The sequence below is a fragment of the Nakamurella sp. PAMC28650 genome (assembly GCF_014303395.1).
Taxonomy (GTDB): Bacteria; Actinomycetota; Actinomycetes; order Mycobacteriales; family Nakamurellaceae; genus Nakamurella.
The window spans coordinates 3,373,032-3,389,386 of sequence record NZ_CP060298.1 but is presented as its reverse complement, the minus strand read 5'-3'; the positions used below and the strand labels follow the sequence as shown (position 1 = coordinate 3,389,386).

The window sequence follows — 16,355 nt, the reverse complement described above, 5'->3', positions numbered from 1 at the left end:
ATCGAAAACATGACTCATGGTAGCAGCCCGTCATTCCCCGGCCATCTGCAGGACACACTCGTCGAGGTGCTCGCCGCCGTCTTCACGGTGCGGCCGACGAAGGACGGCGGAGCGTCGCTGGACGTGCTGCTCTGGCAGCGCGGGCAGCAACCGGACGCCGGGAAATGGTCCCTACCAGGAGGAATGCTGCTCTCGGCCGAGGACGTGGACGATTCGGCCCGTCGCCAGCTCGCCGAGAAGGTCGATCTCACCCGGGTGTCGCACCTCGAACAGATCGGAGTGTTCTCTGCACCACACCGGATGCCCGACGCCCGTACGGTCGCCACCGGCTTCCTCGGACTGGTCCCCCTGGATGCCGACCCGAGCCTGCCCCCGGACACCGCCTGGCACCCGGTCGGAGCACTCCCGTCGACGGCCTTCGACCACGGACGGATCATCGACCAGGCGCACCGCCGACTGCAGGCGAAGCTCTCGTACACCAACATCGGGTTCGCCCTGGCGCCCGCCGAGTTCACCGTCGCCGAACTCCGCCGGATCTACGCCACGGCGCTCGGCCACGACGTCGACCCGACGAACCTCCACCGCATCCTGCTGCGGCGCGGCATGCTCGCGCCGACCGGCACCACCGGGCCGCGCAATCCGGTCGGCGGGCGCCCGGCCGCGCTGCACCGGTTCACCATCGCCGAACTCCGGGTCACGGATCCGTTCGCGGCGTTCCGGCCACGCGACGCAGAAGGGCCCACCCGGCAGCCGCCGCCACGATGATCGCCACGTAGACCAGGTAGCCCAGCACGTAGTCGCGGTTCAGCAGCGTCGGATTGTCCCTGTGCAGGCCGGGTCTGGCCAGGTAGGGCACGGCGATCAGCAGGAGGGTGCCGATCAGCACGGCCGCCGCCTGGGCCGGCAGCCTGGCCCACGGGGCCAGTCCCCTGGTCAGCACGTGACCGACCGCGGCCGCTACGGGGAGCAGCAGTAGATCGGACAGCACCGCCGGGAAGGTGAACCAGATCGCCGCCGAGATGACCTCCTGGTGCGAACGCTCCAGCAGGAATCGGGCACCGACCACGACGCACCCGATGCCGATCACCAGCAGGGCCGCTCTGATCCACCTCATCACAGCGCTTCGATCCTGGTGAGCCATTTCGTCTGCAGCGCACCGGGTCTGCTCGGTGCGATCAACCGCGCCGGGAATCCGTGATCCAGATCGAGCGGCTCGCCCTCCAGCCGGAGCGCTACCAGGGTCAGGTCGTCGGCGGCGAGGTCAGCAGTGACCATGCTCTGTCCGTAGAGGCCGTCCTCCGCGGAGATCATCCTGGCCCCGCCGGTAGTGCCGGGACCGATCAGCGCGAGCAGGTCGCGCAGCCGGACGCCGGTCCAGGTGGCCGACTGCGACCAACCCTCGACGCAGGAGATCGGCAGAGTGGCGGTGGTCTGCGGCATCGCCTGCAATTGGCGGAGGGTCAGTCGGTGGTCACCCCCGGCACCGCTGAGGACCAGTGCGTAGTCGGGATCGCTGACGGCCGCGGTGACGCCCGCGGCCCCGGCGGTGCGGTTGATCGGTAGCCCCTGCGGTCCGGATCCGTTGCGCTGCGCCAACACCGACACCGTTCGGAACGCCGGGATCTTGTCCCCCACCGTGGCGATGACGGCCACCCCCGCCGAACCGAGGGCAAGGGCCAGCAGCCCTCGGCGGGACAGCGGCCCGGCGTGCGTGGCCGGCGGCTCCCCCTCCGTCACGGGGTGCGGATCGTCGTCGGCCGATCCGGCAAGAGACCGCTGGATGACCGGCAGCTTGACCGCGATGTGCACGGCAAGGGCGCCGATCGCCACCCATGCGATCGCGAAGTGCACGGGCGGGAAGAAGAACGTCCACGGATACCACTCGGCCACGTTGAGCAGACCGGAGATCAGTTGGAAGAACGCCGCCCCGACCAGCACGAAGATCGAGAGCCGTTCCAGCGCATTGACGATGCCGGTGATCGGCGGCCACTGCCAGAAGCGCGGCGACACCGTCCAGAGCTTGACCAGCAGCAGCGGGATCGAGGCGATCCCGGTGCTGACGTGCACGCCCTGGTTGATCCGGTAGAGCCAGACCGGCCTGCTCGGCCAGCCGAACCACTCCGGCGGGTGTTGGATCAGGTGGCTCAGCAACCCGGTGACGAAGCAGATCGCGAAAGCGCCGCCGAGCCACAGACCCACCCGCGCGGCCAGGCGCTCCGAGTGCAGCCGGGAGGGATAGTCGGTCGGCCGCGGCGGCCGCGGCCGGCGCTCGGTGAGGCTCATCGCTTCTTCACCAACTGCGCCTGCCAGCGGTCTGCAGCGAGCCAGGTGCGCACCACCGCAAGGCCGGCCGGTACGGCCAGATCGGGCAGCACCTCCGCGCCCACCCAGCACCACCGGAACCAACCGCTGCTGTGCCCGTCGCGCTCGATGCGGACCCTTTCCACCAGCACCCCGGACCCGGGCGGGTCGACGTCCAGCAGGATGCTGCCGCCGGCGGCCAGCAGTTGCCCACATCGCCGCAACAGCAGCGCCGGATCCCCACCGATGCCGATGTTGCCGTCGGCGAGCAGCAGGTGCGACCACCGGCCCTCGCCGGGGACGTCATCGAAGACGCTCCGTTGCAGGGCGAGTCCGCCGCGGGCGTTGGTCAGGTCGACGGCCAGGGCCGAGATGTCGATGCCCAGGGTGGCTGTGCCACGGGCCGTCAGCGCGGCGGTCATCCGCCCGGGACCGCACCCCACGTCCAGCGTCGGGCCGACACACTTCTCCAGCAGTACTTCGTCTGCGCCGCAGGCGTCTCCGGCCCACAGCGGGATCGGCAGGGCCCGGTGTCGGCCGTGCTGGTTCACCAGGGAGGCCGAACCGCCCCTCAATGCCGATTCGTACACGCTCAGGGCATTCAAGATGCGGCTCGCAATCTGTTCTCGGTCAGGAGCTTGCGGACGCCGGCCGCGAACAGCGTGCCGGGGGCGATCATCGAGACGCGGATGGCATCGGTGAAGGTGTCGACATCGGTGAGGGTCGGCAGGATCTCCACCCGGAGACCGATGGCACGCAGCGCCGACAGAGTCAGCTCACCGGTGTCGTGACGGGACAAGGGCACGTCGCGCAGCACCCGCGCATGGACGGCCGCTCTCAGACCGAGCGCCCACCAGCCGCCGTCACTCGCCGGGCCGAGCACCGCGTCCACCTGCGGCGCGCGCAGCACGGCCATCGCCGATGTCAGCATCATCGGGGTGAGTTGAGGCGTGTCCATCCCGATCTGCAGCACGGGTCCGTCGCCTCCGGCATCGATGTGCGCGGCGACCAACCGTGCTGAAAAACTGTTCCCCTGCTGCGGGATCACGGTCACCTCGGCCAGGGCAGCCCGCAGCTCGCCGGCGCGTCGGGCATGGCGGACTTCGCCGTCCAGCGCAACCACCGTGCGGGCGTCCACTGTGGCGGCCACCGAACTCACGGTGTCCAGCAGAGCGGCAGCGGCCAGATCCGCGGCCTGGGCCGGCAGCAGCGGCGGGCAGAGCCGGGTCTTCACCCGGCCGGCGACCGGCGCCTTGGCCATCACCAGCACCGTGGCCGGGTTCATGCCGCCACCCGCTCGCGACGGACGATCCGCAGGATGTCGCCCGTCGCGATCACGGTCCCGCGGATCGATCCGGACACCTTGGAGCGGGTGCCGACGGCCCGGCGACGGTAGCTGACGTCGAACTCCTGGATCCGCCAGCCCGCGCGAGCGGCTCTGGTCAGCGTCTCGACGGGATAGCCGCTGCGGCGGTCACCGACCTCGAGCGCCAGCAGATCGAGCCGGTGAGCCACCCGCACCGGGCCGAGATCGGCCAGCGACAGGTTGCTCGACGAGTGCGACAGCACCATGGCCAGCACCCTGTTCCCGATCCGGGCGTGCCACGGCCAGCTCCGGCGCTGGACCGGCAGCCGGCGACCGACGGCCAGATCGCAGCCGCCCTTGAGCACCGCAGCGACCAGCGCCGGGAGTTCGGCCGGGTCGAGCGAACCGTCGCAATCCATCACCGCCACCACCTCCCCGGTGGCGGCGGCCAGCCCGGCGTGCACCGCAGCGCCATATCCACGGCGACTCTCCACCACCACGGTGGCGCCCAGACGCCGGGCCAACTCGCCACTTCCGTCGGTGGATCCGTTGTCCACCAGGATGATCTGATATCCAGCCGGCACAGCGGCGAGCACCGCGGGCAACGCCGCCAGTTCGTCGAGGCACGGGAATATCACCTCGACCGACTTTTCTGAGGGGTTCATGGCTCAAGAACCTATGGGGAGATCAGGCTCGAATACGGCGCCCGCGGATTACCGAATCCTTTCCGAATTCTTTCGTCCGCATCCCAAGCTGCCGATCGCCCCGCCGCCTGTCTAGGGTGCGGTGGAGATGACCGACCGACCACTGACCACTCCCCCTCCGACGCGGGCCGAACACGGCGATCTGATGGCCGTGGCCGCCGCGATCGCACTGGTGGCGGTGGCGTGCGCGGTGGGCTACGCGCTGCTCGACGCAGGCGTCCCGCTGAATCTGCAAGCACCGCCGCTGTTCTCGCGGGTGATGCCGCACCTCGGCATCGGGTCGCCATTTGCGATCACCCTCGGGATTCTCGGGATGATCTACGCCGTGCGAATTTCCGCATCCCTGCCCTGGCGGAGGCTGGGTCCGCTCGCGGTGGTCGCCGCGATTGCCTGGACCTCGTCGCTGGCATTGGTCGACGGCTGGCAACGGGGTTGGGTGGACCGGCTGACCACCGACAACGAGTACCTTCACGACCTGCCCCGGATCGGCGGCGTGGGTGAGTTCCTGCGGGGATTCACCAGGCACATCCTGGACTTCCAGCCCGGCTCCTGGACCACCCATGTCTCCAGCCATCCGCCGGGTGCCACGCTGGTGTTCCTGGTGCTGGACCGGATCGGGCTGGGCGGCGGCGGATGGGCCGGAGCCATGGTGATCGCCGTCGGATCATCGGCCGGAGTGGCCGTCTGCCTGACGGTTCGCGACCTCGGCGCGCCTGATGCTGCACGCCGCATCCTGCCCTTCGCCGTCTTCTTCCCCGGAGCCGTCTGGGTGGGGGTGTCGGCCGACGGCCTCTTCGCAGGCGTCGCAGCCTGGGGCGTTGCGCTGGCCGTGATCGGCAGTCGGCGGCGCAGTGTCCTGATGGCCGGCGGCGGCGGGTTGCTGCTCGGCTGCACCGCCTACCTCTCCTACGGGTTGGTGCTGATCGCGGCCGTCGTCCTGACGGCGCTCGCCCTCTCGGCCCACCGCCGGGTCTGGCCGGCAACGCTGGCCGGTGCCGTCGTGGTCGCCGCCGCCTTCACGCTGGCCGGATTCGACTGGCTGCAGGGCGAGCGCCTGGTGACCATCCGGTACTACCAGGGGGTCGCGAGTCTGCGGCCCTACTCCTACTACGTCTGGGCCAACCCGGCCGCCCTCACCCTGTCGGCTGGTCCGGCCGTCGCCGCCGGGCTCCGTCGGGCGGCGCTCATCGCCGCCAGGGCCAGGCGGCGCAGCCTTGACCGGGAAACCTTCGTGCCGGCGGCACTTTCGCTCGCCGCCGGCGCCGCCGTCGTGGTCGCGGACCTCACCGGCCTGTCCAAGGCCGAGACCGAGAGGATCTGGTTGCCATTCGCATTCTGGCTGATCGCCTCGTTGGCGCTGCTCCCGAGACGGCTGGTGCCCCTCGCCCTGGGGCTGCAGATCGTCATCGCACTGCTGGTCAATCACCTGGAGCTGACCTATTGGTGAATCATGGACAACACGGTCGACCCAAGAGGTGCCGGGAGCTCCGTCGGCACTCGTCGGTCCCGCTGAACACGACGACGGGAGCTTGACATGTGGACCGACGTACTGCACATCCTGCCGTGGGCCATGGTGGCCTGCGTCATCACCGTGGCCATCGAACTCGGGGTGCTCGCTCTGCTCCGGGGGCGGTCAGTGGCCGTCAACATCGCTGCCCTTGTCGCGATCCCGATCCTTTCCGTCCTGGCCTTCGTGGTGTCGATCAGCGGCTTCATGTTCACCACCCAACTGCGGTGGACGGCGGTGACCTGCGGCCTGATCGCCGTCGCGGTGGTGCCCGCTGCGGCGCTCCTCGGCCGGCGCATCGCGATCGCGGGCATGACCGCCGAGACGGAACGGGCCACCGAACGGGCCGCAGAGTCGTCGCGGCGTGAGCTGGTGGCGTGGGTCAGCCATGACCTCCGGACCCCACTGGCCGGGATCCGGGCGATGAGCGAGGCGCTGGAGGACGCGGTGGTGGTCGACCCCCAGGAGATCGCCGACTACGCCAGGCGGATCAACACCGAGAGCATCCGGCTCTCCGACATGGTGGACGACCTCTTCGAGCTGTCCAAGATCAATGCCGGCGCGCTGAAGCTTCATTTCCACGACATCGCCGTCGAAGGTCTGGTCGCCGATGCGATGGAATCCACCGCGCCCTCCGCGCGCAAGCGCCGGGTCGTCCTCAACGCCAGGGCCGACGGCGGGTGGCCGACCGTCTCGGGTTCCGACGCCGAACTGACCAGGGTGCTCCGCAACCTCCTGGTGAATGCGGTCCGGCACACCCCCGAGGACGGGGCGGTCACGCTCCTGGCGGGCGTCGACGGAGGCGAGGCCTGGATGGCCGTGCAGGACAGCTGCGGCGGAATCGCCGAACCCGACCTGCCGAAGGTGTTCGACGTGGCCTTCCGCGGTTCGCAGGCCCGCTCGCCGATGCCCGATGCCGCGGGGGCCGGGCTGGGACTGGCCATCGCCAGAGGTCTGGTGGAGGCCCACGGCGGCAGGATCGCCGTCCAGAACCACGGCGATGGCTGCCGTTTCGAGGTCAGGCTGCCGGTGGCCGCATAGGGGCGGTCGCAAATTCCCGGACGCCGGTGTCGAAGGGCACGGTGGCCCGGAAGCCGAGCACGTCAGCAGCCAGCGCCGGGTCGGCCACCACGTGCCGGACGTCACCCGGCCGTCCTCCGCCGACCACCAGCGGCGGCGGGCCGCCCATCACGCGGGCCAACGCGACCGCCAAGTCGCCGACGCTGTGCGGATCGCCGGAAGACACGTTGCAGGCCAGCACTTCTCCGCCTGACGGTGGCCTCGAGGCAGCGAGTCGGTCGATGGCCGCGAGATTCGCCGCCGCGATGTCGTGCACGTGGATGAAATCGCGCATCTGACCGCCGTCCTCGTAGACCCGCGGTGCGCGTCCGGATTCCAGCGCTGATCGGAAGATCGCGGCCACTCCGGCGTAGGGGGTGTCCCGCGGCATCCGCGGCCCGTAGACGTTGTGGTAGCGCAGTGATGTCACGGCACCAGAGGTCTGCCGGGCCCAGGCGGCGGCGAAATGTTCCTGTGCCAGTTTGCTGGCCGCATAGGTGTTCCGCGGGTCCAGCGGTGCGTCCTCGGAGATGGTGGCCCACTGCAGGTGGGCGCCGCACCGCGGACAGGGCGGTTCGAATTCGCCGGCCGTCAGCGCCTCCGGAAGTCGTGGCCCCGGTCGGACGTCGCCGTGCTCGGCGCAGCGGTAGCGGCCTTCGCCGTAGACGACCATCGAGGACGCCTGCACCAGTGATCGCACACCAGCGGCCGCCATTGCGGACAGCAGGACGGCGGTGCCCAGCACGTTGTGCCCGGCGTAGTCGGGAGCGTCGCCCGCATCGACGCCGAGGCCGACCATCGCCGCCTGATGGCAGACGACGTCAACGCCGGGTAGGACGCCATCGACCAGCTCGGAGTCCCGGATGTCGCCGACGACCAGGTTTTCCGGGCACCACTGCGGGGTCTGCACGCCGTGGGCCTTGGGGAGCAGCAGGTCGACCGGGACCACCTCGTCGCCCCTGGCCTGCAGCAGGTCGGCGATGGTCGACCCGATGAAGCCGGCGGCACCGGTCAGCAGTACCCGCATCGATCAGGCGGCAGTCTGCGGGCGGTCCAGCCCCGGCTGTCCGTTCCAGGCGACCAGGAAGGTGTACACGGCGATGGCGATGGCCGGCTGCACGACGACGACCATGACGTTGCCCAGCACCGGCGCCGCCGTCACGATCGATGCGGTGCTGCTGTTGCCGACGGTCGCCGGATCGATGCCACTGGCCAGCACCCGGCCCAGCAGGTAGGCGGTGAGCGCTCCCAACCCGTTCGCCCCGACCACCACCAGCGCCATGGCGGCGCCGCGCACCGAGCGCCAGTGCCAGGTCAGGGTGGCGGCGGCGACCGCGACGACCAACCCGATCAGCGCGAAGATCGCGATCGACGTGAACTGGTGGTAGGACTCGGTCGGCAGGCCGCCGAACGATCCGTCCGTGTTGACGAAGAACTGCTCACCCGGCGCGATCCGGGACCAGAGCCACCCCTGCAGGGCACCGACGATCACCGCGCCACCGACCACGACGGCACCGGACCGCCAGAGCCTCAACTCCTCGTTCATGCCAGGCAATCCGCACCCAGGAGGGCCTTGAGGTCACCCATCAGCGCGGACGTCCAGGTCACCCGCAGACCGTCGTCCAGGCGCAGCGTGGTGGCTCTGGCCCCGTTCATCAGGCGCAGGTGGACCGCGGTGGTGCCGGGATGGTTCTGCAGCACCTCGCGAAGCCGGTCGACGACGGGTGGGGTGCATCTGGTGGCGCTCATGGTGACCTGCATCGGGCCCTTGCTGGACGGGCCGGACAGGTCCGGCAGCACCACGCTCTGGGCGTGCAGGCTGAGCCGGTCGTCGGACCGGGACACCCTGGCCTTGACCAGCACCACGGCGTCCTCGGCCAGGCTCAGGGCGAACTCGGCGTACACCTTGGGGAAGAAGGCGACCTCGACCCCGCCGGCCAGATCCTCCAGCTGGGCCGAGGCCCACGGGTCGCCCTTCTTGGTGAGCCGCCGCTGCAGACCGGTCAGGATGCCGCCCACCGTGACGGTGGCCCGGTCCGGGACCGTGCCGTCGATGATGTCCGGGATGGACGCGTCCGACTGGGCCGACAGGACGTGCTCGATCCCGGACAGGGGATGACCGGAGACGTACAGCCCCAACATCTCCCGCTCGAAACCGAGCAGCAGTTTCTGGTCCCACTCTGTGTCCGGAACGGTGACGGTGAGCGACCCGCCGACGTCCTCGGCGCTCATCTCGCCGAAGAGGTCGAACTGCCCGGCGGCCTCCGCCTTCTTCACGTTCATGTAGAGGTCGATGCCCTCCGCATGGGCCATCAGCAGCCCCTTGCGCGGGTGCTTGAGCGAGTCGAAGGCACCGGCCTTGATCAGCGACTCGACGACCTTCTTGTTGCACACCACGGCTTCCACCTTGGACAGGAAGTCGGAGAAGTCGGCGAAGTCGCCCTTGGCCTTGCGGGTGGCGATCAGCGACGCGACGGCTCCGGCGCCGACGTTGCGGATCGCGGACAGCCCGAAGCGGATGTCCGTGCCGACCGGGGCGAAGTTCTTCTCCGACGCGTTGACGTCCGGCGGCAGGACCTTGATGCCCATGTTCCGGCACTCGGCCAGGTAGACGGCCGACTTGTCCTTGTCGTCCCCGACGGAGGTCAGCAGCGCCGCCATGTACTCGGACGGATAGTTCGCCTTCAGGTACGCCGTCCAGTACGAGACCAGACCGTAGGCGGCCGAGTGCGCCTTGTTGAAGGCGTAGTCGGAGAACGGCAGCAGGATGTCCCAGAGCGTCTGCACGGCGGCCGGTGAGAAACCGCGATCCGTCATCCCGGCCGAGAAGTTCGCGAACTGCTTGTCCAGTTCCGACTTCTTCTTCTTGCCCATCGCGCGGCGCAGCAGGTCGGCCGCACCGAGGGAGTAGCCGGCGACGTGCTGCGCGATCGCCATCACCTGCTCCTGGTAGACGATCAGTCCGTAGGTGTCGCCCAGGATCTCCGACAGCGCCTCGGCCAGCTCCGGGTGGATGGGGACCACCGGTTTGCGGTTGTTCTTCCGGTCGGCGTACTCGTTGTGGGAGTTGGCACCCATCGGACCCGGTCGGTAGAGCGCGCCGACCGCCGAGATGTCCTCGAAATTGTCAGGTTTCATCGACCGGAGCAGCGCCCGCATCGGGCCGCCGTCCAGTTGGAAGACGCCGAGGGTGTCGCCGCGGGCCAGCAGTTCGAAGGTCTTCGGATCGTCCAGGGACAGATCCTCCAGGACGATCGTCTCTCCGCGGTTGGCCTTGATGTTGATCAGCGCGTCGTCCAGGACCGTCAGGTTCCGCAGGCCCAGGAAGTCCATCTTGATCAGACCCAGCGATTCACAGGTCGGATAGTCGAACTGCGTGATGATCGCGCCGTCCTGCTCCCGCTTCATGATCGGGATCAGGTTCTGCAGCGGCTCGGACGACATGATGACCCCGGCCGCGTGCACGCCCCACTGACGCTTGAGACCTTCCAGTCCCTTCGCCATGTCGACCACCCGGCGCACGTCGACGTCGGATTCCACCAGCGCCCGGAACTCGGCCCCCTCGGAGTACCGGGCGTCGCTCGGCTCGAAGATCTTGGACAGCGGCACGTCCTTGCCCATCACCGGAGCGGGCATCACCTTGGTGATCCGGTCGCCGACGGAGAACGGCATGCCGAGCACCCGCGCGGAGTCCTTGACCGCCTGCTTGGCCTTGATGGTGCCGTAGGTGACGATCTGCGCCACCCGGTCGTCGCCGTACTTCTCGGTGACGTACCGGATCACGTCGCCGCGGCGGCGCTCGTCGAAATCGACGTCGAAGTCGGGCATGGACACGCGCTCGGGGTTGAGGAACCGCTCGAAGATCAGCCCGTGCTGCAACGGGTTGAGGTCGGTGATCCGCATGGCGTAGGCGACCATCGAGCCGGCGCCGGACCCACGACCGGGACCGACCCTAATGCCGTTCGTCTTGGCCCAGTTGATGAAATCGGCGACGACCAGGAAATATCCGGGGAAGTTCATCCCGGTGATGACGCCGATCTCGAACTCGGCCTGCGTCTGGCACTCGGGCGGGATGCCGTTCGGGAAGCGCGCGTTCATCCCGATCTGCACCTCCTTGACGAACCAGCTCTGCTCGGTCTCGCCGTCTGGCACGTGGAAGCGCGGCATGTAGGAGGAGTCCTCGTCGAACTCGACCTTGCAGCGCTCGGCGATCAGCAGGGTGTTGTCGCAGGCCTCCTTGAGGTCGAACTTGCCCTCCCACAGCTCCCGCATCTCGCGGGGGGACTTGAGGTAGAAGTCCCGCGCGTCGAACTTGAACCGGTTCGGGTCGTCCATCGTCTTCCCGGACTGCACGCACAGCAGCGCCTCGTGCGAGTCGGCGTCCGCCGGATCGACGTAGTGCAGGTCGTTCGTCGCGATCATCGGGAGTTCCAGATCCTTCGCGATCCGCATCAGACCCGAATGCACCCTGGTCTCGATGGACAACCCGTGATCCATCAGTTCGACGAAGTAGTTCTCCCTGCCGAAGATGTCCCGGAATTCCGCAGCCGAGGCGAGCGCGTTCCCGTACTTGCCGATCCGCAGCCAGGTCTGCACCTCACCGGACGGGCAGCCGGTGGTGGCGATCAGCCCTTTCGCGTACTGGTTCAACAACTCCCGATCGGCGCGGGGCTTGTAGTAGAAGCCCTCGAGCGAGCTCCGCGACGACAGCCGGAACAGGTTGTGCATGCCCTCGGTGGTTTCCGAGAGCAGGGTCATGTGGGTGTAGGCACCGGAACCGGAGACGTCGTCGTCGCCGCCCTCGGACCAGCGCACGCCCTTCTTGTGGAACCGGGACGTGTTGGGCGTCACGTACGCCTCGAGGCCGATGATCGGGTTGATGCCGGCCGCCCGCGCCTGCTTGTAGAAATCGTGTGCGCCGAAGACGTTGCCGTGGTCGGTCATCGCGAGGGCCGGCATCTCCATCTCGCCGGCCCGTTCGAACAGGTGCCCCAGCCGGGCCGCGCCGTCCAGCATCGAGTACTCGGTGTGTACGTGCAGATGGACGAAGGAATCGCCTGAAATCCCGGACAACTGACGGCCTCCTTCGACGATTCTCGGTGCGGATGCTGCTCGAATCTGTCCGGCCATCATCTCAGTTCCGCAGCTTCGCCGACGACCGACACCGTTCTAACACGCCGCCCCGACAGTCGGCTCGAGGTCCCGGCGGGTAGCGTCCCTCCGGTGACGACACCCGATCAGCCAGCCGGACGTCCTGTGCCGGACACCGACGACCTCCGGCTCCTGGCCGAGATCATCAACAACGGAACGATCGGCCTGCCCCAGGCCGCCTGGAACGCCCGGATGAGCCAGGCCGAGGCCGCCGACCGGTTCGTCACGATGGCGGAGCGGGGCCTGCCGCTGCGCCTGGTCGCCGAGGGCGACCGGCAGTTGCTGTGGCAGATCGCGCAGGCCGGTCCCGCGACCGGCGGGTTCCCGGTGCCCGCCGCCGCCGAACCCGCGCCCGCCGCCGCCGAGCCCGCGCCCGCCGCCGCCGCACCCGCGCCCGTCCCTGTCCCCGTCGAACCACCACCGGTGCAACAGCTCCCGGTCGTGCCACCACCACCACCCCCGGCACCCCTCCCCCCGGCACCCCTCCCGCCGGCATCGGCCGTACCGCCCCACGAACAGGCCATCGCCGGAGCCGTCCCGCTCGGGCAGCCCCCGTTCGGCACGCCCCCACCGGCCGCCGAGGAGCCGGCCCCGGTCGCAGCGGGCCCGGCCACCGGACCGGGCGCGACGTGGGGGGTCCCCGGTGCTGCCTCCTGGGCCAGGACGGACGACGCCCCGGCCCCACCGGAGGAACCCTCGCCGGAACTCACCCAGGCCTACCCGCCGCCCGAACCGGGCGGATCGCCCGAACCGACCGACCCGGGCGACCCCGGTGACGCGGGCGACCCACCCCCGGCCACGTCGCGTCATGCGGTGACCGACGACGCCCCCTCCCCGACCCGGCGGGTGATGATCTCCGGGCAGCCGACCCAGAACGTCGCCGGTCTGTTCGGCGAGAACCTCAGCATCTCGCTGCAGCAGATCGTCGACCCGGCCGACCAGATCCTGACCCAGGCGGGATACGTGCTGGATCAGGGCGAGCGGGCCCTGCTGGTCCAGACCGCGATCGGCAACCAGGGGCCGATCGACTACGAGTCGCTCCCCGACCTGTACCTGGTCCTGGTGTCGAGCACCGGGAGCATCCTGCAGAAGGCCGCCATGGCGGTCGCGCAGTTCCCGGCGCACCGGGTCGGTGTTCCGGCCGGGGCGCACGGCTCCGGATGGACGGTCTTCCTGGTGCCCGCGGCGACGGAGGTGGCCGAGGTGCGCTGGAGCGTCCGGCCGGACCTGGCCAACCGCACCGTCAGCTGGGGGTTCGGGCCGGCCTGACCGTCAACCGGCTTCCAGGATCTCCTTGGCCTTGACCAGATCCGCTGGGTAGGGCGACGTGAACTGGATCCAGTGGCCGTCGCCGGGATGCGCGAAGGCCAACTGGTAGGCGTGCAGCCACTGCCTGGTCAGACCGAGCCGGGCGGTCAGCGCCGGGTCCGCTCCGTAGGTGGTGTCGCCGACGCACGGGTGGTGCATGGCCGCGAAGTGCACCCGGATCTGGTGTGTCCGACCGGTCTCCAGGTGCACCTCGACGAGGGTCGCCGACCGGAACGCCTCGAGTGTCTCGTAGTGGGTGATGCTGTCCCGACCGCCGGCCACCACCGCGAACTTCCAATCCGACTTCGGGTGACGGCCGATCGGCGCGTCGATGGTCCCGCCGCTGGGATCCGGATAGCCCTGGATGATCGCGTGGTAGATCTTCTCCACCGTCCGGTCCCGGAAGGCGTCCTTCAGCACCGAGTACGCGCGCTCGCTCTTGGCCACCACCATCGCTCCGGTGGTACCGGCGTCGAGACGATGAACGATGCCCTGCCGTTCCGCCGAACCCGAGGTGGCCAGGGTGACGCCGAGTGCCGCCAGCGCGCCCAGCACGGTCGGGCCGTTCCACCCGGGGCTCGGGTGGGCGGCGACCCCGACCGGCTTGTCGACCACCACGATATCGGCGTCCTGGTAGAGGATCTCGAGCCCGTCCACCTTCTGCGGCACGACCACCAGCGGGAGCACCGGGGCCGGAAGGGTGATCTCCAGCCACATACCCGGCGCCAGTCGGTCGGACTTCACGGCGGTCGAGCCGTCGATCAGCACTCCCCCGTCCTCGATCATCGCGCCGACGGTGGTCCGGCTGATCCCGAGCAGCCGGGCCAGGCCTGCGTCGGCGCGCATGCCGTCGAGCCCGTCCGGTACCGGGAGTTCACGGTGGTCGGTCACTTCTGCGCCTCGGTTCTCTTGGTCCTGCCCCTGGCCCGGTGGCCGTCCATGTCGATCCCGGCGAAGGCCGTCAGGACCAGTGCCGCCGCGCCGAGCGTGATCCCGGAGTCGGCCAGGTTGAAGACGGCGAAATGACGACCGTCCGGCTCGAACAGCGAGATGAAGTCGACGACATGGCCCCGCAGGAAGCCGGGTGACCGGAAGATCCGATCGATCAGGTTGCCGATCGCGCCGCCCAGGATCAGGCCGAGGGCGATCGCCCACGCGGTCGAGCGCAGCTTGCGGGCCATCCGGATGATCACCACGACCACCGCGATCGCAACCAGGGCGAGCACCCAGGTGACCCCGGTGGCGGTGGAGAACGCCGCGCCCGCGTTGCGGATCACCGACAGGTACACCACGCCGCCCAGGATCCGTTTCGGGGCACCCTCGGGATCCAGATCGGCCACCACCAGCAGCTTGGTCAGCTGATCGAGCGCGATGACGACCAGGGCCAGCGCCGTCACCAGGCCGATCCGCCGGGGTCGCAGCGGTTCGGCCGCGACCGGTTCGGCCGGCTCCTCGGGAAGATTCACCACCCCAGTGTCCCAAACATTCGGGCCTGCGCCCGACCGCTACGTCCTGGCCGGATCACCCCGCTCGCCGAACCAGGTGGCCAGTGCGCCACCCCGGCTGACCGCCCGCAGCCTTCGTTCGGTCGCCGACCGATTGCGTTCCGGTGTCACGATCAGCAGTTGGTCACCGGCCTGCAGCCGCACCGTCGGGGCCACCGGCACCGGTAGCGCGTCCCTGACGATCAAGGCGACCACCGCGTCGGTCGGCAGTCGCAACTGCGAGAGGTAGACGCCGTGCATCCGCGATGCCGGCGGAATGGTGACCTGCAGCACCAGGGCCTTCATCTCCTCCAGCGGCGCGGCCTCGACCTGGATCTCGGTGGCCTGGCCCAGCGCGATGACGTCCAGCTTCCGCGCCACCCACGGCAGGGTGGTGCCCTGCACCAAGGTGTAGATGACGACGACCACCACGATGATGTTGACCATCGACCGGGACTGGGCATCGCCGCGCAGCATCAACGGGATCAGCGCGAGCACGATCGGCACGGCACCGCGCAGACCGGACCACGACAGGAAAGCCTGTTCGCGCCATGGCATCCGGAACGGCAGCGCGGCTGCGACCACCGACAGCGGACGGGCCACCACCAGCACCAGCAGGCCGATCGCCGCGCCCGGTAGCAGCGCGGCCGGGAGCTCGTAGGGATCCACGTACAGGCCCAGCAGCACGAACAACCCGATCTGGGCGATCCAGCCGAAGCCCTCCGCGAACGACAGCGTGGACGCCCGGTGCGGGAGCCGTGAATTGCCCAGGATGACGGCCGCGACGTAGGTGGCCAGGAAGCCGGACGCGTGCAGGTACTGACCGGCCGCGTAGGCCCCACCGATCAGGGCGATGGTGGCCAGCGGATACAGACCGGCGGCCGGCAGGGCGCCGCGGCGCAGGCCCCAGGCGCCGATGAACCCGACGGCGGCGCCGATCAGCGCGCCGGCCAGCAGCTCGTAGATCACCAGCAGGGGATCGGTCCACCGGAGGGGGGTCATCCCGGCCAGCAGCAGCACGGTGATCACCACCGGCGCGTCGTTCAGTCCGGACTCCAACTCCAGGGCGGCCCCCAGCCGGGGCTTGACCCCGACCCCGCGCAACACCGAGAAGACCGCGGCCGCGTCGGTGCTGGAGAGCACCGCACCCCACAGCAGGGAGGTACGCCAGTCCAGACCGAGATGGGTGCCCAGCAGCAGGTGGACCCCCGCACCGGCCACCGCGACGCTGATCACCACCGAGACGGTGGCCAGGGCGGCACCCAGCCCGAGCACCGGGCGGACGTTCGCCCACCGGGTGGTCAGCCCGCCCTCGGCGAGGATGAAGACAAGGGCCGCCAGGCCCAGCTGCTCCGTCAGGATCGTGTTGGAGAACTCGATCCCGAGGCCGCGGTTGCCCAGCAGCAGACCGATGCCGAGGTAGAGCAGCAACGACGGCAGCCCGAGGCGGCGGGAGAGCCGGATCGCGATCAGCGCCACCAGCAGTACCAGGGAAGACAGCCCGAATGCCCGTTGAACGGTATCCAGGTCCATCG

Annotated in this window: 15 protein-coding genes; 4 read left to right on the top strand and 11 right to left on the bottom strand. The window is 69.5% G+C overall.

The window, feature by feature from the left end:
* The first annotated feature begins 9 nt into the window (after nucleotides 1-9).
* Nucleotides 10-765, top strand: coding sequence for an NUDIX domain-containing protein (locus H7F38_RS15385; RefSeq protein ID WP_187090674.1), 756 nt, complete (start codon nucleotides 10-12; stop codon nucleotides 763-765).
* On the opposite strand, the gene H7F38_RS15380 is transcribed toward H7F38_RS15385, so the two are convergent.
* The 5 genes from H7F38_RS15380 to H7F38_RS15360 are packed head-to-tail and all read right to left on the bottom strand — an operon-like array spanning nucleotide 695 to nucleotide 4,272.
* Nucleotides 695-1,114, bottom strand: a complete 420-nt coding sequence (locus H7F38_RS15380; protein ID WP_187090673.1) for a hypothetical protein — start codon at nucleotides 1,112-1,114, stop codon at nucleotides 695-697. The two genes, H7F38_RS15385 and H7F38_RS15380, sit on opposite strands and share 71 nt — an antisense overlap.
* Entirely contained in the window at nucleotides 1,114-2,283 is a 1,170-nt protein-coding gene (locus H7F38_RS15375; protein WP_187090672.1) for a molybdopterin-dependent oxidoreductase, read from the bottom strand. Before H7F38_RS15375 ends, H7F38_RS15380 begins: the two co-directional genes overlap by 1 nt.
* Nucleotides 2,280-2,876 carry a class I SAM-dependent methyltransferase gene (locus H7F38_RS15370; protein ID WP_222618105.1) on the bottom strand — a complete coding sequence of 199 codons (597 nt, stop codon included), beginning with the start codon at nucleotides 2,874-2,876 and terminating at the stop codon, nucleotides 2,280-2,282. The genes H7F38_RS15375 and H7F38_RS15370 overlap by 4 nt, the downstream gene beginning before the upstream one ends.
* Nucleotides 2,877-2,902: 26 nt before the next feature.
* Entirely contained in the window at nucleotides 2,903-3,586 is a 684-nt protein-coding gene (locus H7F38_RS15365; protein ID WP_187090671.1) for a DUF2064 domain-containing protein, read from the bottom strand.
* Entirely contained in the window at nucleotides 3,583-4,272 is a 690-nt protein-coding gene (locus tag H7F38_RS15360) for a glycosyltransferase family 2 protein (protein ID WP_187090670.1), read from the bottom strand. The genes H7F38_RS15365 and H7F38_RS15360 overlap by 4 nt, the downstream gene beginning before the upstream one ends.
* A 127-nt stretch (nucleotides 4,273-4,399) precedes the next feature.
* Here H7F38_RS15360 and H7F38_RS15355 point away from each other — a divergent pair, with 127 nt between their 5' ends.
* Nucleotides 4,400-5,758 carry a hypothetical protein gene (locus tag H7F38_RS15355; protein ID WP_187090669.1) on the top strand — a complete coding sequence of 453 codons (1,359 nt, stop codon included), beginning with the start codon at nucleotides 4,400-4,402 and terminating at the stop codon, nucleotides 5,756-5,758.
* Nucleotides 5,759-5,845: 87 nt separating this feature from the next.
* Nucleotides 5,846-6,859 (top strand): sensor histidine kinase KdpD, encoded by a 1,014-nt coding sequence (locus tag H7F38_RS15350; RefSeq protein WP_187090668.1) that lies wholly within the window; start codon nucleotides 5,846-5,848, stop codon nucleotides 6,857-6,859.
* Here H7F38_RS15350 and H7F38_RS15345 read toward each other — a convergent pair.
* Genes H7F38_RS15345 through dnaE form a run of 3 tightly spaced genes read right to left on the bottom strand, consistent with a single transcriptional unit; the run spans nucleotide 6,837 to nucleotide 11,950 of the window.
* On the bottom strand, nucleotides 6,837-7,904 hold the full coding sequence (locus H7F38_RS15345; RefSeq protein WP_187090667.1) for an NAD(P)-dependent oxidoreductase: 1,068 nt from the start codon (nucleotides 7,902-7,904) through the stop codon (nucleotides 6,837-6,839). The two genes, H7F38_RS15350 and H7F38_RS15345, sit on opposite strands and share 23 nt — an antisense overlap.
* 3 nt (nucleotides 7,905-7,907) lie before the next feature.
* Nucleotides 7,908-8,423: a DUF2567 domain-containing protein gene (locus tag H7F38_RS15340; RefSeq protein WP_187090666.1), complete on the bottom strand. Its 516-nt coding sequence runs from the start codon at nucleotides 8,421-8,423 to the stop codon at nucleotides 7,908-7,910.
* Complete coding sequence (gene dnaE / locus H7F38_RS15335; protein WP_255497998.1) at nucleotides 8,420-11,950, bottom strand: DNA polymerase III subunit alpha; 3,531 nt, start codon at nucleotides 11,948-11,950, stop codon at nucleotides 8,420-8,422. Before dnaE ends, H7F38_RS15340 begins: the two co-directional genes overlap by 4 nt.
* A gap of 150 nt (nucleotides 11,951-12,100) precedes the next feature.
* Between dnaE and H7F38_RS15330 the strand changes: the two genes are divergently transcribed.
* Nucleotides 12,101-13,297 carry a hypothetical protein gene (locus H7F38_RS15330; RefSeq protein ID WP_187090665.1) on the top strand — a complete coding sequence of 399 codons (1,197 nt, stop codon included), beginning with the start codon at nucleotides 12,101-12,103 and terminating at the stop codon, nucleotides 13,295-13,297.
* Between the two features lie 3 nt (nucleotides 13,298-13,300).
* Here the strand turns inward: H7F38_RS15330 and H7F38_RS15325 are convergent, their stop codons facing one another.
* Genes H7F38_RS15325 through H7F38_RS15315 form a run of 3 tightly spaced genes read right to left on the bottom strand, consistent with a single transcriptional unit; the run spans nucleotide 13,301 to nucleotide 16,353 of the window.
* Entirely contained in the window at nucleotides 13,301-14,182 is an 882-nt protein-coding gene (locus H7F38_RS15325) for an RluA family pseudouridine synthase (RefSeq protein WP_187094747.1), read from the bottom strand.
* Nucleotides 14,183-14,223: 41 nt separating this feature from the next.
* A complete protein-coding gene (gene lspA / locus H7F38_RS15320) occupies nucleotides 14,224-14,802 on the bottom strand; it encodes a signal peptidase II (RefSeq protein WP_255497996.1) in 579 nt (192 codons plus the stop codon).
* Nucleotides 14,803-14,841: 39 nt separating this feature from the next.
* Nucleotides 14,842-16,353, bottom strand: a complete 1,512-nt coding sequence (locus H7F38_RS15315) for a potassium/proton antiporter (RefSeq protein ID WP_187090664.1) — start codon at nucleotides 16,351-16,353, stop codon at nucleotides 14,842-14,844.
* Nucleotides 16,354-16,355 lie beyond the last annotated feature (2 nt).

Coding starts and splice junctions, on each gene's coding strand:
- H7F38_RS15385 (WP_187090674.1), top strand. CDS start 10: ATGACTCATGGTAGCAGCCCGTCATTCCCCGGCCATCTGCAGGACACA.
- H7F38_RS15380 (WP_187090673.1), bottom strand. CDS start 1,114: ATGAGGTGGATCAGAGCGGCCCTGCTGGTGATCGGCATCGGGTGCGTC.
- H7F38_RS15375 (WP_187090672.1), bottom strand. CDS start 2,283: ATGAGCCTCACCGAGCGCCGGCCGCGGCCGCCGCGGCCGACCGACTAT.
- H7F38_RS15365 (WP_187090671.1), bottom strand. CDS start 3,586: ATGAACCCGGCCACGGTGCTGGTGATGGCCAAGGCGCCGGTCGCCGGC.
- H7F38_RS15360 (WP_187090670.1), bottom strand. CDS start 4,272: ATGAACCCCTCAGAAAAGTCGGTCGAGGTGATATTCCCGTGCCTCGAC.
- H7F38_RS15355 (WP_187090669.1), top strand. CDS start 4,400: ATGACCGACCGACCACTGACCACTCCCCCTCCGACGCGGGCCGAACAC.
- H7F38_RS15350 (WP_187090668.1), top strand. CDS start 5,846: ATGTGGACCGACGTACTGCACATCCTGCCGTGGGCCATGGTGGCCTGC.
- H7F38_RS15345 (WP_187090667.1), bottom strand. CDS start 7,904: ATGCGGGTACTGCTGACCGGTGCCGCCGGCTTCATCGGGTCGACCATC.
- H7F38_RS15340 (WP_187090666.1), bottom strand. CDS start 8,423: ATGAACGAGGAGTTGAGGCTCTGGCGGTCCGGTGCCGTCGTGGTCGGT.
- H7F38_RS15325 (WP_187094747.1), bottom strand. CDS start 14,182: ATGCGCGCCGACGCAGGCCTGGCCCGGCTGCTCGGGATCAGCCGGACC.
- H7F38_RS15315 (WP_187090664.1), bottom strand. CDS start 16,353: ATGGACCTGGATACCGTTCAACGGGCATTCGGGCTGTCTTCCCTGGTA.